16 protein-coding genes are annotated in these 12,614 nt (G+C 63.2%); 11 read left to right on the top strand and 5 right to left on the bottom strand.

Translation table 11 applies throughout. From position 1 onward, the window contains the following. The first annotated feature begins 31 nt into the window (after positions 1 to 31). Positions 32 to 805, top strand: coding sequence for an enoyl-CoA hydratase (locus tag NKH54_RS06630; protein ID WP_023681994.1), 774 nt, complete (start codon positions 32 to 34; stop codon positions 803 to 805). 159 nt (positions 806 to 964) lie between these two features. Beyond that, positions 965 to 1,231: a 30S ribosomal protein S20 gene (gene rpsT, locus NKH54_RS06625; protein WP_023681995.1), complete on the top strand. Its 267-nt coding sequence runs from the start codon at positions 965 to 967 to the stop codon at positions 1,229 to 1,231. A gap of 26 nt (positions 1,232 to 1,257) precedes the next feature. Here rpsT and NKH54_RS06620 read toward each other — a convergent pair whose 3' ends face one another. Next, on the bottom strand, positions 1,258 to 1,509 hold the full coding sequence (locus tag NKH54_RS06620) for a hypothetical protein (RefSeq protein WP_353027900.1): 252 nt from the start codon (positions 1,507 to 1,509) through the stop codon (positions 1,258 to 1,260). A gap of 569 nt (positions 1,510 to 2,078) precedes the next feature. Here NKH54_RS06620 and dnaA point away from each other — a divergent pair. After that, on the top strand, positions 2,079 to 3,623 hold the full coding sequence (dnaA, locus tag NKH54_RS06615) for a chromosomal replication initiator protein DnaA (RefSeq protein ID WP_031195619.1): 1,545 nt from the start codon (positions 2,079 to 2,081) through the stop codon (positions 3,621 to 3,623). Between the two features lie 27 nt (positions 3,624 to 3,650). On the opposite strand, the gene NKH54_RS06610 is transcribed toward dnaA, so the two are convergent. Then, on the bottom strand, positions 3,651 to 3,926 hold the full coding sequence (locus tag NKH54_RS06610) for a hypothetical protein (protein ID WP_155922476.1): 276 nt from the start codon (positions 3,924 to 3,926) through the stop codon (positions 3,651 to 3,653). Here NKH54_RS06610 and dnaN point away from each other — a divergent pair. From dnaN to NKH54_RS06580, 6 genes are read left to right on the top strand one after another with little or no spacing between them, the layout of a single operon-like run. Further along, positions 3,925 to 5,043 (top strand): DNA polymerase III subunit beta, encoded by a 1,119-nt coding sequence (gene dnaN, locus NKH54_RS06605; protein ID WP_023669575.1) that lies wholly within the window; start codon positions 3,925 to 3,927, stop codon positions 5,041 to 5,043. The two genes, NKH54_RS06610 and dnaN, sit on opposite strands and share 2 nt — an antisense overlap. 58 nt (positions 5,044 to 5,101) lie before the next feature. Further along, complete coding sequence (recF, locus tag NKH54_RS06600; protein WP_353027899.1) at positions 5,102 to 6,247, top strand: DNA replication/repair protein RecF; 1,146 nt, start codon at positions 5,102 to 5,104, stop codon at positions 6,245 to 6,247. Positions 6,248 to 6,278: 31 nt separating this feature from the next. Then, a complete protein-coding gene (locus NKH54_RS06595; protein ID WP_023703473.1) occupies positions 6,279 to 7,034 on the top strand; it encodes a molybdopterin-synthase adenylyltransferase MoeB in 756 nt (251 codons plus the stop codon). A gap of 4 nt (positions 7,035 to 7,038) precedes the next feature. Then, positions 7,039 to 7,527: a GNAT family N-acetyltransferase gene (locus NKH54_RS06590; protein WP_352623919.1), complete on the top strand. Its 489-nt coding sequence runs from the start codon at positions 7,039 to 7,041 to the stop codon at positions 7,525 to 7,527. Then, entirely contained in the window at positions 7,524 to 8,777 is a 1,254-nt protein-coding gene (locus tag NKH54_RS06585; RefSeq protein ID WP_023682000.1) for an aconitase X, read from the top strand. Before NKH54_RS06590 ends, NKH54_RS06585 begins: the two co-directional genes overlap by 4 nt. Further along, positions 8,774 to 9,187 (top strand): aconitase X swivel domain-containing protein, encoded by a 414-nt coding sequence (locus tag NKH54_RS06580; protein ID WP_023696725.1) that lies wholly within the window; start codon positions 8,774 to 8,776, stop codon positions 9,185 to 9,187. Before NKH54_RS06585 ends, NKH54_RS06580 begins: the two co-directional genes overlap by 4 nt. Positions 9,188 to 9,199: 12 nt before the next feature. Here NKH54_RS06580 and NKH54_RS06575 read toward each other — a convergent pair whose 3' ends face one another. Then, positions 9,200 to 10,201 carry a 2-hydroxyacid dehydrogenase gene (locus NKH54_RS06575; RefSeq protein ID WP_023696726.1) on the bottom strand — a complete coding sequence of 334 codons (1,002 nt, stop codon included), beginning with the start codon at positions 10,199 to 10,201 and terminating at the stop codon, positions 9,200 to 9,202. A 157-nt stretch (positions 10,202 to 10,358) separates the two neighbouring features. Here NKH54_RS06575 and NKH54_RS06570 point away from each other — a divergent pair, with 157 nt between their 5' ends. Further along, a complete protein-coding gene (locus tag NKH54_RS06570) occupies positions 10,359 to 10,916 on the top strand; it encodes an SH3 domain-containing protein (RefSeq protein WP_023669569.1) in 558 nt (185 codons plus the stop codon). 13 nt (positions 10,917 to 10,929) lie between these two features. Here NKH54_RS06570 and NKH54_RS06565 read toward each other — a convergent pair whose 3' ends face one another. Together NKH54_RS06565 and irrA are read right to left on the bottom strand one after the other, a co-directional pair. After that, on the bottom strand, positions 10,930 to 11,289 hold the full coding sequence (locus NKH54_RS06565; RefSeq protein ID WP_023746682.1) for a DUF4260 domain-containing protein: 360 nt from the start codon (positions 11,287 to 11,289) through the stop codon (positions 10,930 to 10,932). A 10-nt stretch (positions 11,290 to 11,299) separates the two neighbouring features. Further along, the gene (irrA, locus tag NKH54_RS06560) at positions 11,300 to 11,731 is read right to left on the bottom strand and encodes an iron response transcriptional regulator IrrA (RefSeq protein ID WP_023699466.1); all 432 of its coding nucleotides are present in this window, start codon (positions 11,729 to 11,731) and stop codon (positions 11,300 to 11,302) included. A 344-nt stretch (positions 11,732 to 12,075) separates the two neighbouring features. Between irrA and fabA the strand changes: the two genes are divergently transcribed. Further along, positions 12,076 to 12,591 (top strand): 3-hydroxyacyl-[acyl-carrier-protein] dehydratase FabA, encoded by a 516-nt coding sequence (gene fabA / locus NKH54_RS06555; protein ID WP_023669566.1) that lies wholly within the window; start codon positions 12,076 to 12,078, stop codon positions 12,589 to 12,591. The last annotated feature ends 23 nt before the right edge of the window (positions 12,592 to 12,614 follow it).

The following is a 12,614-nucleotide window of genomic DNA, read 5'->3' as shown; positions in this document are numbered from 1 at the left end:
TCCTTCAGTGCCGCAACCAGGAGGCCAGCCCATGAGCTATGAAACCATCATCGTCGAGACGCGCGGCAAGGTCGGCCTGATCACGCTGAACCGGCCCAAGGCGCTGAACGCGCTGAACGCGCAGGTGCTGGCGGATTTGCTGACGGCGGCAAAGGGGTTCGACGCCGATCCCGGCATCGGCGCCATGGTCATCACCGGTTCCGAGAAGGCTTTTGCGGCGGGCGCCGACATCAAGGAAATGCAGGCCGTCACCTACGCGGAGGCCTATGTGCAGGATTTCTTCGTCGGCTGGGAAGAGTTTACCCGTGCGCGCAAGCCGATGATCGCGGCGGTCGCCGGCTATGCACTGGGCGGCGGCTGCGAACTGGCGATGATGTGCGATTTCATCATTGCCGCCGACACGGCGAAATTCGGCCAGCCCGAAATCACGCTCGGCGTCATTCCCGGCATGGGCGGGTCGCAACGGCTGACCCGCTTTGTCGGCAAGTCGAAGGCCATGGACATGTGCCTGACCGGTCGGATGATGGATGCCGCCGAAGCCGAGCGCAGCGGCCTGGCCTCGCGCGTCGTGCCGGCCGGCGAGTTGATCGAGGAGGCGATGAAGGCCGCGGCCAGGATATCAGAGTTTTCACTGCCATCGGTGATGATGGCCAAGGAGGCAGTCAACCGCGCCTACGAGACGACGCTGGCGGAGGGACTGCGCTTCGAACGCCGGCTGTTCCACTCGCTGTTTGCGCTCGACGACCAGAAGGAAGGGATGGCCGCCTTTGCCGAGAAGCGGAAGCCGAATTTCACCAATCGCTAGAGTGGCGGCGGCGAGGACCAAAAAGAAGCCAAAGCGGCGTTGACGCGCCGGAAAAGCTGAACTATAAGCCGCTCCAACCGAGGCGGCCGTTGGCTGCCCGTTTGTTTTTTGCGCCCTGCGGCATCCCGCATGCGCCCACCAGATCAGAAGAGAGGCATCATGGCCAATACCTCCTCGGCCAAAAAGGCAACGCGCAAGATCGCCCGCCGCGCAGCGATCAACAAGAACCGCCGCTCGCGCGTGCGTACATATGTCCGCCAGGTCGAAGAGGCACTGGCTGCCGGCGACAAGGCAGCCGCGCTGGAAGCCTTCAAGACCGCAGAGCCGGAATTGATGCGCGCCGCGACCAAGGGCGTGATCCATAAGAATACGGCATCGCGCAAGGTGTCGCGTCTTGCTCACCGCCTCAAGGTGCTGTCGGCCTGATCGACCGTTCCTGAACTGTCGTTCTTTCAAACCCGGCCAATCGCGCCGGGTTTTTTCGTTTGCCGGCAAGCACTTAAAAAGAACGGCCGCAAAGCACGCCCGAGCCGCATTCCAGAGTCCGGAATGCTTTGCCGGCACATACACTCCCACTGATGTTCCAATCCGCCGAAACGGCCCACGCCAATAAATTTGGCTGTCACAAATTGCTGATATTTTTCAGTGACTTGCTGGAAGTGATCCACAGCTTGTTCACATAGCCTGTGGGCGACAGGCAGCAAGTTGGTGTCAAGCGAATTATTTCAGAAAATTTCAAACCGCACAGCCATTTTCATATTCGCGGCAAAAGGGTTTGAATCCCAATGGCTTTGTCAAAATATGCGCTTCCAGCACGGAGCCCGAACCGTTGTTCACTAACCAGATTCCTTAAAAATCCGTTAGAGGTGGCCTTGCCCTATCCACAGCGATTTCGGTAATGTCGGTCTATCGAAAGGGACGGGCCATTAGCCCTTAACCCAGCCTGAATCGGCCAGCTAACAGTGGCAGAATTCATGACGTGGATCAATTCCGCGAACGGGTATGGCTTGCCTTTTCGATACGATAGGGGACTGGCGTAATTGTACATGGCAGCTTGATGGCGCACCGGCGTTTTCGCCGGGTAGCACCGCTTTGCCCGAACATGTCAGACGGACTGGCTTTAAGCAGCCGGGACCCATCCCTTTTTGACGAGGCAACGTCATCCGCCGGCGGCGGCGGTGGTGTTGTAGCGAAGATACGGTCGCCGGAAACATGGGTGCAGGAGGCGCACTCCCGGCGGAAAAAAGGTACAAAGGAAAAGGGACGCACAATCATGCAGAGCGGCATCGAGCGGGAGCTTACGGGCGACCTGCCATTTCCCGGAACATTGGTCGGAGCGCACGATATGGCGGCTTCCAGCGACGCGGAACAGAAGTTCGACCGGGTCAAGGCCCAGTTGAAGGCGCGCCTGGGAACCGAGGTCTATTCGAGCTGGTTCGGCCGTATGAAGGTGGCTGAGGCTTCCCGGGGCATTGTACGCATCTCGGTGCCCACGGCCTTCCTGCGCTCGTGGATCAATGGCCATTATCTCGATCTCATCGCCGATCTGTGGAAGCACGAGGATCCCGAAATCCTCAAGATCGAGATGGTCGTGCGCACCGCGACCCGTCCTGCCCGCAATGGCGTCGAACCCGAGGCCGTGCCGGCGCGCAAGATGACCAAGCATACGCAGACCGCATTGGCGGCCGGCACGGTCGGCCCCGGCAGGGTGGAGCGGGCGCCCGCCCCTCGTCCCGGCACGCCCATCGAGAGCGAATTCCGGCACAATGTGCTGGGGTCGCCGCTCGACCCGCGCTACACGTTCGGCTCCTTCATCGAAGGCCCGTCGAACCGGGTGGCTTTCGCCGCAGCCAAAGCCGTGGCGGAATCGCAGTCGAGCGCGGTGCGCTTCAACCCGCTGTTCCTTCATGCGACCGTCGGGCTCGGCAAGACGCACCTTTTGCAGGCGATTGCGGCCGAATCCCTGAAACAGAACCCGAAATCGCGCGTCGTCTATCTGACGGCCGAATATTTCATGTGGCGCTTCGCCACCGCGATCCGCGACAACAATGCGCTGACGCTGAAGGAACAGCTGCGCGACATCGACCTCTTGATCATCGACGACATGCAGTTCCTGCAGGGCAAGTCGATCCAGCACGAATTCTGCCATCTCATCAACATGCTGCTCGACAGCGCCAAGCAAGTGGTGGTTGCCGCCGACAGGCCGCCGTCGGAACTGGAATCGCTGGAACCGCGGGTGCGCTCGCGCCTCAATGGCGGTGTCGCGCTGGAAATGTCGGCGCCGGACTTCGCCATGCGCATAGGCATGCTCAAACTTCGGCTTGCCACCGCCAAGGTTGACGATGCATCGCTCAATATTTCGGAGGAGATCCTCAACCATGTCGCCCGCACGGTGACCGGCAGCGGTCGTGAGCTGGAGGGCGCGTTCAACCAGCTGCTGTTTCGTCAGTCGTTCGAGCCGGCGATCACCATCGACCGCATCGACGAGATCCTGGGGCACATCTATCGCTCTGGCGAGCCGAAGCGGGTGCGCATCGAGGACATCCAGCGCATCGTGGCGCGCCACTACAATGTGTCTAAGACCGAGTTGCTGTCCAACCGGCGCACGCGCACCATCGTGAAGCCCAGGCAGGTCGCCATGTACCTGTCGAAGGTATTGACGCCGCGCTCGCTGCCGGAGATCGGCCGGCGGTTCGGCGGGCGCGACCACACCACGGTGCTGCATGCGGTGCGCAAGATCGAGGACCTTTCCGGCGTCGACAACACGCTGGCGCAGGAACTGGAACTGTTGCGCAGGCTGATCAACGACCAAGCCTGATCGGCGCGGCAAACGGAGCGCGCAGGGTTAGAGTATTCGGTCGTCGCGCTTTAAATTTTCTTGTTTTGATGCATGTCGTTGTCCCAAAACCGCTGCGCAGTTTTCGGCGACATGCATCGGTTGCCGGCCAACGTCCGCTTTATCCCCAGAAAGCCCGCTTAACCGGCGCGAACCGGTGGCCCGGACTTGCGTTTGCTGGCTTTTTCCTGTCAGTTTGCATAGATTCTGAGCCTGTTCAGACCTTTCGCGGGGCGCCGCCCACTGGTGACCCGTCCATTCATTCAAGCGAGCCTGTTTCGTCATGCGTGTTATCCTGGAACGGTCCAATCTCCTAAAGTCGCTCAACCACGTTCATCGCGTGGTCGAGCGGCGCAATACCATACCGATCCTGTCGAACGTGCTGCTCAGCGCCGAGGGCGCCAGCCTTGAAATGAAAGCCACCGACCTCGACCTCGAAGTGACCGAAGCGACGCCGGCAAAGGTCGAGCGCGGCGGGGCGACGACGGTTCCGGCGCACCTGCTCTACGACATCGTGCGCAAGCTGGCCGACGGCGCCGAAGTGATGCTGAAGACCGACGAGGACGGCAACGCCATGACGGTAACGTCGGGCCGCTCGAGCTTTCGCCTGCAATGCCTGCCGCAGTCCGATTTCCCGGAGCTTTCGGCGGGATCCTTCTCACACATCTTCCGGCTCGATTCCGTCGCCCTGAGAGGCCTTATCGAAAAGACCCAGTTCGCCATCTCCACCGAAGAGACGCGCTACTATCTCAACGGCATCTACCTGCACACGCATGAAACTGGCGGCAAGCTGAAGCTGCGTTCGGTGGCGACCGACGGTCACCGCCTGGCGCGCGCCGAGATCGACGCTCCGGCCGGGTCCGAAGGCATGCCGGGCATCATCATTCCGCGCAAGACGGTCAGCGAATTGCAGAAGCTGGTCGACGATCCCGATGTCGCGGTGACCACCGAATTGTCCGACACCAAGATCCGCTTCACCATCGGCAGCGTGGTTCTGACCTCGAAGCTGATCGACGGCACTTTCCCGGACTACCAGCGCGTCATTCCGACCGGCAACGACAAGAAGCTGATCATCGACCGCCAGAGCTTCGCCGCCGCCGTCGATCGCGTCTCGACCATTTCCTCCGAGCGCGGCCGCGCGGTGAAGCTTTCGATCACCGAAGGCCAGGTGACGCTTGCCGTCAACAATCCGGATTCGGGCAGCGCCACCGAGGAACTGGCGGCCGACTATTCGTCCGACCCGATCGAGATTGGCTTCAACGCCAAATATCTGCTCGACGTCGCTGCTCAACTCACCGGCACGGAAGCCAAGTTCATGCTGGCCGATGCCGGCTCGCCGACGCTGATCCATGACATGGCCGATGAGACCGCGCTCTACGTGCTGATGCCGATGCGGGTGTAGCCGCACTGCGGCACACTGCAGCATAGTGATTGCGGCGACTTCTATAGGCGGATAGCGGTTGCCGGAACAAAATCACATAAGTAAGCTCACACTTACGAATTTCCGCAATTATGCGGCGTTGTCGATCGGCTTTTCACCCGGCGCGGTGGTGTTTTCCGGCGACAATGGCGCCGGCAAGACCAATCTTCTGGAAGCCATCTCCCTGCTGACGCCGGGCCGCGGCCTGCGCCGTGCGCCCTATGTCGACGTGGCCCGCGAAGGCGGCGATGGCGGCTTTGCGCTCCACGCAAGGCTCGACGGGCCGGAGGGACAGGTCGAGATCGGCACCGGCATCACCGGGGGTGAAGCGGCCGGCGAGGGCGGTCGCAAGGTGCGCATCAATGGCGCGCCGGCACGGTCGGCAGACGCCATGCTGGAATGGCTGCGCGTCGTCTGGCTGACGCCGGCCATGGACGGCCTGTTCCCCGGACCTGCCGCCGACCGGCGGCGCTTTCTCGACCGGCTGGTTTTGGCTGTCGATCCCGGCCACGGCCAGCGTGCGCTCGATTACGAGAAGGCGATGCGCGGACGTAACCGCTTGCTTACGGAAGGCTCGCGCGACGGCGCCTGGTTCGACGCCATCGAGATGCAGATGGCCGAAACCGGCGTGGCGATCGCGGCTGCGCGCGCCGAACTGGTACGCCTGCTGGCCGCCATGATCGACAGGTTGCCGTCCAGCGGGCCGTTTCCGCAAGCCGACATCAGCCTCTTCGGCGACCTTGAAAGCCATGTCGCCTCAGCACCCGCTGTGGATGTCGAGCAACGCTATCGCGACGCCCTTGCCGACGGCCGCGAGCGCGACCGCGCCGCCGGACGCACGCTCGACGGCCCGCACCGTTCGGATCTACTGGTGCGCCACCGCCCCAAGGCGATGCCGGCCGAACTCTGCTCGACCGGAGAGCAGAAGGCGCTGCTGGTCGGCATCGTGTTGTCGCACGCAAGGCTGACCGGCGAGATGTCGGCGATGACGCCGATCCTGTTGCTCGACGAGATTGCCGCGCATCTCGATGCCGGCCGGCGCGCCGCGCTGTTCTCGATCCTGGAGGAGCTGAACTGCCAGGCCTTCATGACCGGAACCGACGCCGCGCTGTTTTCCAGCCTGAGGGGACGCGCGCAGTTCCTCACCGTCGACCACGGCACGGTTGGGCCAACCGAAGAGACCTGACAAGGTTTTTGCTCCGCTATATGGTCGGGCAATGACCCCTGCCGCCCTCACCGACGAAGAACTCGAACGCTATGCCCGCCACATCGTGCTGCCCGAGATCGGCGGCGCCGGCCAGCAGCGGCTGAAGCGCGCACGGGTGCTGGTGATCGGCGCCGGCGGCCTCGGCGCACCGGTGCTGGAATATCTCGCTGCCGCGGGCGTCGGCACACTTGGCATCGTTGATGACGACATTGTCTCGCTGTCCAATCTGCAGCGGCAAGTGATCCACGCCACCGATACGGTCGGAACGGCGAAGACCGAGAGCGCCAAAGCAGCGATCGCCCGGATCAATCCCCATGTCGCGGTGGAATTGCACGATTTCAGGCTGACGGCCGACAATGCTGCCGTTCTCGTGGCGCGCTACGACGTGGTCGTCGACGGCTCCGACAATTTCGAGACGCGCTATGTGGTGGCGGATGCCTGCGCGGCGGAAAAGCGGCCGCTCGTGCATGCCGCCGTCGGCCGCTTCGACGGCTCGGTTACGGTGTTGATGCCGTTCGGCACCGGCACCGACGGCAGACCGAACCCTGGATATCGCGACCTCTTTCCCGAAGCGCCGCCAGAGGGGCTGGTGCCATCCTGCGCGGTGGCCGGGGTCGTCGGTGCGCTGACCGGCGTCGTCGGCACGCTGCAGGCGATGGAAACGATCAAGCTGATCACCGGCATCGGCGAACCGCTGGTCGGCCGGCTGCTGCTCTACGATGCGCTGTCGGCGCGCTTCGACACGATCCGCTACAAGAGAAGCTGACCGCATGGATCAGCCTGCCAGTGTTTTGGTCACGCAGCTCGCCCCCGGCTTCGACCGCTGGGACGAACTGCTCAGCCTGATCATGCGCGCCTTTGCACCGATGGACGGCGTCATCGACCCGCCCTCCTCGGCACATCTGCTGAACGCCGGAAACCTCAGGGACAAGGCTGGCCGCGAGACCGTGTTGCTGGCCCTGCAGGATGACAGGATCGCCGGCTGCGTTTTCGCGCTGGAGAGAGCCGATGATTTCTACATCGGCAAGCTCGCCGTCGAACCTGAGCTTCAAGGGCAAGGCATCGGCAGGCGGCTGATGCAGGCTGTCGAATTTCTCGCCCGCAGCCGGAACAAACCGGCCATCGAACTGCAGACGCGAATCGAACTGACCGTAAATCATGCAACCTTTGCCGGTCTCGGCTTTCGCGAGACTGAACGCACCGCGCATGACGGCTATGACCGGCCGACCTCGATCACCATGCGCAAGGAGTTCGCGTGAGCCTCGCCCTCAGCGCACAGGAGCAGACAATCGCCTCCGGCCATGACGGGGCGGCGATGGCGATGCGCATCGTTGCCGAAAGCGCTGCGCTGCTCGGCGCGCCGCGACTGATCCCGATCGCCTCGACGCATATAGACGGCGCGCTCTATCACGGCGATTCCGGCACGCTGTTTGCCGAAAGGCTGGTCGATGGCGGCGCCAGGGTCGCGGTGCGCTCGACGCTCAATGTCGGCGCGCTCGATCTGATGGGCTGCTCGCGCGTGCGCCTCGAAGAGCCGGCGCGCGGCATGGCGCGACGAATGATGGAGGCCTACCGCAAACTTGGCTGCGAGCAGAGCTGGACCTGCGCGCCCTATCAAGCCGGCCACAGGCCAGCGCTTGGCAGCGATGTCGCCTGGGGTGAATCCAACGCGGTGGTGTTCTGCAATTCGGTGCTGGGGGCACGCACCAACCGCTATGGCGACTTCCTCGACATCGCCTGCGCCATATCGGGCCGCGCGCCGGATTACGGCCTGCATCGCCCCGAGAACCGGCAGGCACGGCTGGTGTTCGATGTGTCCGGCCTCTCCGCCTCGTTCCTTGGTTCGGAGATCGCCTGGCCGGTGCTGGGCAACCTCTACGGCCGTGAGGTCGGCAACGCGGTCGGCGTCGTCACCGGCATATCCAGCCATCCCGGCGAGGATGCGCTGAAGGCCTTCGGCGCGGCGGCGGCATCGTCGGGCGCCGTCGGCCTGTTCCATATCGCTGGGGTAACGCCAGAAGCGCCCGACGCCGAGACCATCCTGGTGGGCGGCAGGCCGGAAACGATGATCCGCGTAACGCCGGAGATGGCCATGAAGGCCCGCGCCGGCCTGTCCACCGCAGCCACGCAGACCGCCATCGATGCCGTGGCGATCGGCAGTCCGCATCTGTCTTTGGCCGAATTCGATGCACTTGAGCGGCTGATTGGCGGGCGGCGGCTCAGCGTGCCGATTTACGCCTGCACCGGCCGCCACGTGCTCACCAGGCTGGAGCAGAACGGCAAGCGCAAGATGCTCGAAGCCAGCGGCGTCATCATCGTCGCCGACACCTGCGTGGTGGTGACGCCGATCCTGCCGAATCTGGCCGGCGGCGTGCTGATGACCAATTCGGGAAAATTCGCGCACTACGCGCCGGGCAATACCGGTTACGCCGTGCTTTACGGCTCGCTGGCCGACTGCGTGGAAAGCGCGGTTGCCGGTAAGCCCAGGTTTACGGATATCGCCGCATGAGCGCCGTCGCTGAAATCCTGGTGCCGGGCAGCGGAGGCGAAGGGCTGGCCTTGGTGCTGACGGCGCCGATCAGCTTCTGGGGCGGCGTCGATCCGAAGAGCGGCCGCATCGCCGATGTCCGTCACCCGCAGCATGGCGAGACCATTTCCGGGCGTGTGCTGTTCCTGCCCGGCACGATCGGCTCGTCCTCAGCGTCAGCCGTGCTGATGGAACTCGTCCACAATGGCCATGCGCCGACGGCACTCGTGCTGCACGAGCCGGACGCGATCCTGCTGCTTGGCTTGATCGTGGCCAGGGAAATGGGCTGGCGGACGCCGGTAGCGCTCAGGCTCGAGCGCGACGATTTTGAGGCCTATCGCGGCAAGCGTGTGAGTGTCGCGGCGGATGGCGCCCTCACAACCGCATCCTGAACGCGGCCCGCTTCAAGTCCGTAGCGGCAGCACGCGGTCCGGCGGCCGGTGCCCGTCGAAGAAGGCGCGGATGTTGATGATCACCTTCTCGCCCATGTCGATGCGGCCCTCGATCGTCGCCGAACCCATATGCGGCAAAAGCACGACCTTGTTCTTGGCGGCAAGCTTCAGCAGTTTCGAGTTCAGCGCCGGTTCGTGCTCATAGACGTCGAGGCCGGCGCCGGCGATCTTGCCGTCCTGGATCAGCTTGACCAGCGCTTCCTCGTCGATGATGTCGCCGCGCGCGGTGTTGACCACATAGGCGGTGGGCTGAAGCAGAGCCAGGCGCCGCGCCGAAAGCAGATGAAAGGTCGCCGGCGTCGACGGGCAGTTGATCGAGATGATGTCCATGCGGGCAAGCATCTGGTCGAGGCTTTCCCAATAGGTCGCCTCCAGCCCTTCCTCGACCGCCGGCAGCACGCGATGGCGGTTATGGTAGTGGATGGACAGGCCGAAAGCCTTTGCGCGCCTGGCAACAGCGGTGCCGATGCGGCCCATGCCGACAATGCCGAGGCGCTTGCCCCAGATGCGCCGGCCGAGCATCCAGGTCGGCGACCAACCGGCCCATTTCTTGTCGCTGGTGAGCACATTGGCGCCTTCGGCCAGCCGCCGCGGGCCGGCCAGCATCAGCGCCATGGTCATGTCGGCCGTATCCTCGGTCAGCACGTTCGGCGTGTTGGTGACGGTAATGCCTTTCCTGGCCGCCGCAGCGACATCGATCTTGTCGACGCCATTGCCGAAATTGGCGATCAGCTTGAGATTGTCGCCGGCCTGGGCAATCAGCGCCGCATCGATCTGGTCGGTGATGGTCGGCACCAGCACATCGGCTTCCTTGATCGCCGCGACCAGCTCCGGCTGCGTCATCGGCCTGTCCTCGACATTCAGCCTGGCGTCGAAGAGTTCGCGCATGCGGGTCTCGACCGGATCGGGCAGCTTGCGCGTGATGACGACGAGAGGCCGTTTTTTGCCTGCCATTGTTTCCTCGAACCCGATCTCGTTGAGACCTCTTTAACCAAGACAGGCGAAACTGAATACCGGTCGCGGTGCCTGCCACTCCTGTAACAAGCGGTGCCGCCGAAGACAAAGAAAAAGGGGCGCCCGGACCAAAGGGCACGCGCCGAAAGGAATGAAAGTGTCTGGTTTCGCGTCGCTTCGCCTGATCCTCAGCGCAGCGCTTCTCGGCGCTCTCCTGCATTCCCCGCAAGCCGCGGCGCAAGGTGCCGCCGCACCTGTGCAGACGGTCACGCTCGGGCCGAGCGGCCTGCCGCTGCCGCGTTTCGTCAGCCTGAAATCGGCTCGCGTCAACTCGCGCGTTGGCCCCGGCGCCAACTATTCCGTCGACTGGATGTACACAAAGGCCGGCCTGCCGATGGAAATCATCCAGGAATTCGATACCTGGCGGCGCGTGCGCGATGCCGATGGCTCGGAGGGTTGGATCAACCAGTCGCTGCTGTCGGGCCGCCGGACCGCGATCGTCGCCCCTTGGCAACGCACCAAAGGTGGCCGAATCAATCTGCTCGACGATGCCGATAAGGACGCCAGCGTCATCGCCATCATCGAGCCGGGCGTTACGGGCACGATCAAAACCTGCGATGGCCAGTGGTGCGAAATGACCTTCGACGGCCACACCGGCTGGATCGCCCAGTCGCAGGTGTGGGGCGCCTATCCCGGCGAGCACGTCAAGAATTGAGATTGCTGGAGGCCTAACGGCCGATACGGCCGAGATGGGTGTCCTGAAAACCGGTCGACAGTTTGAGACCGTAGCCGAGCGCGCGGTCGACGGCGATGTGGATGATCCAGATCAGACCAATCGCGGTCGCCGTCGAATTGGCCAGAACATATCCGGCGAGGGCCAGCAACAGCGGGACGATCAGGATGTGCAACGCGTTGTAAGCGACAGCGCCGATCCGTGCCCCGGCGAGATAGCCCAGCATCGACAGGTCGGGCGCCAGAATAAGCAGGGCGAACAGCCACCAGGAAACGCCTGACGCGGCATAGGCGACTATAGCCACGAGCGCGACCGCAACCCATTCGAGCCGGATTGCAAAATCGACAGGCTTCATGGGGTGGGGCTTAAACGTTGCGCTTCGGGCGCAGCCTCACCACGATGTCGACATTGGCGATCTCCATGCCTGCGGGTGGCTCCGGCAGGTTGGAGACGGTCACCGGACCGCTTTCTATATCGAAGATCCTGTTTTCGCCTTCGATGTAAAAATGATGGTGATCGGAGGTGTTGGTGTCGAAATAGGTCTTGGACCCCTCGACCGCCAGGATGCGCAGCAGGCCGGCCTGGGTGAACTGGTGAAGCGCGTTGTAGACGGTGGCGAGCGAGACCGGCACGCCGGCGGCGACCGCCTCTTCATGCAGTTCCTCGGCCGAAAGGTGGCGGTCGCCCTTGGCAAACAGCAGATCGGCCAGCGCAATGCGTTGGCGTGTCGGCCTAAGGCCGGCTTCGCGAACCCGCTTGTCCACAGCGACATTTTCCTTCCGGCAGCCCAGATCCATCTATCCGTCCAAGCCCACAGTTCTGCCTCAAGACACGCCCAGAGTGGCGAAAAAACGTCATCAACCGAAACTGGATACCTCCCGACATATATTCTGTTGGCGGAATACGATCAATAGAGCGACGTGCGTCCAGTTGGACGCACTAAGTGCGCTCTATCGCTTTTTTGGCGTCGCATCGTGCTTTCCGGAATCGAAATCGATTTCGGGCCGATGCGAGAGCGCGCATTGACCCGGGCAGACGGGCGGGTTAAGCGCAAACGCCGGTTTCCGGCCCGAAAGGGATTGTGTTAGGAAACCAACGACAAGGGCGCCCCACCGCCCGGGACATTATGGGGACGAGACATATGGCGGGTTCGAAATCCAGCTACGGTTATGAGGAATTGCTTGCCTGCGCCCGCGGCGAGCTGTTCGGGCCCGGCAACGCCCAGCTACCCTACCCGCCCATGCTGATGTTCGACCGCATCACCGAGATCAGCGAGACCGGCGGCGCCCACGACAAGGGCTTCATCCGCGCCGAATTCGACATCAAGCCGGACCTGTGGTTCTTCGCCTGCCATTTCATCGGCAATCCGATCATGCCGGGGTGCCTGGGCCTTGACGCCATGTGGCAATTGACGGGTTTTTACCTCGGCTGGCTCGGCGAACCGGGCAAGGGCATGGCGCTGTCGACCGGCGAGGTCAAGTTCAAGGGCATGGTGACGCCTTCGGTCAAGAAGGTGGAATACGGCATCGATTTCAAGCGCGTCATGCGTGGACGCCTGGTGCTCGGTATCGCCGATGGCTGGCTTAAGGCCGACGGCGAACCCATATACGCTGCGACGGACCTCAAGGTGGGGCTGTCCAAGCAATCGGCCGCCTGACCGGCGCCACTGCAGCAGGGCGT

The sequence above is a fragment of the Mesorhizobium sp. M1004 genome, from assembly GCF_040318795.1.
Classification (GTDB): domain Bacteria; phylum Pseudomonadota; class Alphaproteobacteria; order Rhizobiales; family Rhizobiaceae; genus Mesorhizobium.
The sequence above is the reverse complement of the archived record's forward strand: the minus strand, read 5'-3'. Positions and strand labels throughout refer to the sequence as shown.

Coding starts and splice junctions, on each gene's coding strand:
- NKH54_RS06630 (WP_023681994.1), top strand. CDS start 32: ATGAGCTATGAAACCATCATCGTCGAGACGCGCGGCAAGGTCGGCCTG.
- rpsT (WP_023681995.1), top strand. CDS start 965: ATGGCCAATACCTCCTCGGCCAAAAAGGCAACGCGCAAGATCGCCCGC.
- dnaA (WP_031195619.1), top strand. CDS start 2,079: ATGCAGAGCGGCATCGAGCGGGAGCTTACGGGCGACCTGCCATTTCCC.
- dnaN (WP_023669575.1), top strand. CDS start 3,925: ATGCGTGTTATCCTGGAACGGTCCAATCTCCTAAAGTCGCTCAACCAC.
- NKH54_RS06610 (WP_155922476.1), bottom strand. CDS start 3,926: ATGACGAAACAGGCTCGCTTGAATGAATGGACGGGTCACCAGTGGGCG.
- NKH54_RS06595 (WP_023703473.1), top strand. CDS start 6,279: ATGACCCCTGCCGCCCTCACCGACGAAGAACTCGAACGCTATGCCCGC.
- NKH54_RS06590 (WP_352623919.1), top strand. CDS start 7,039: ATGGATCAGCCTGCCAGTGTTTTGGTCACGCAGCTCGCCCCCGGCTTC.
- NKH54_RS06580 (WP_023696725.1), top strand. CDS start 8,774: ATGAGCGCCGTCGCTGAAATCCTGGTGCCGGGCAGCGGAGGCGAAGGG.
- NKH54_RS06575 (WP_023696726.1), bottom strand. CDS start 10,201: ATGGCAGGCAAAAAACGGCCTCTCGTCGTCATCACGCGCAAGCTGCCC.
- NKH54_RS06565 (WP_023746682.1), bottom strand. CDS start 11,289: ATGAAGCCTGTCGATTTTGCAATCCGGCTCGAATGGGTTGCGGTCGCG.
- irrA (WP_023699466.1), bottom strand. CDS start 11,731: ATGGATCTGGGCTGCCGGAAGGAAAATGTCGCTGTGGACAAGCGGGTT.
- fabA (WP_023669566.1), top strand. CDS start 12,076: ATGGCGGGTTCGAAATCCAGCTACGGTTATGAGGAATTGCTTGCCTGC.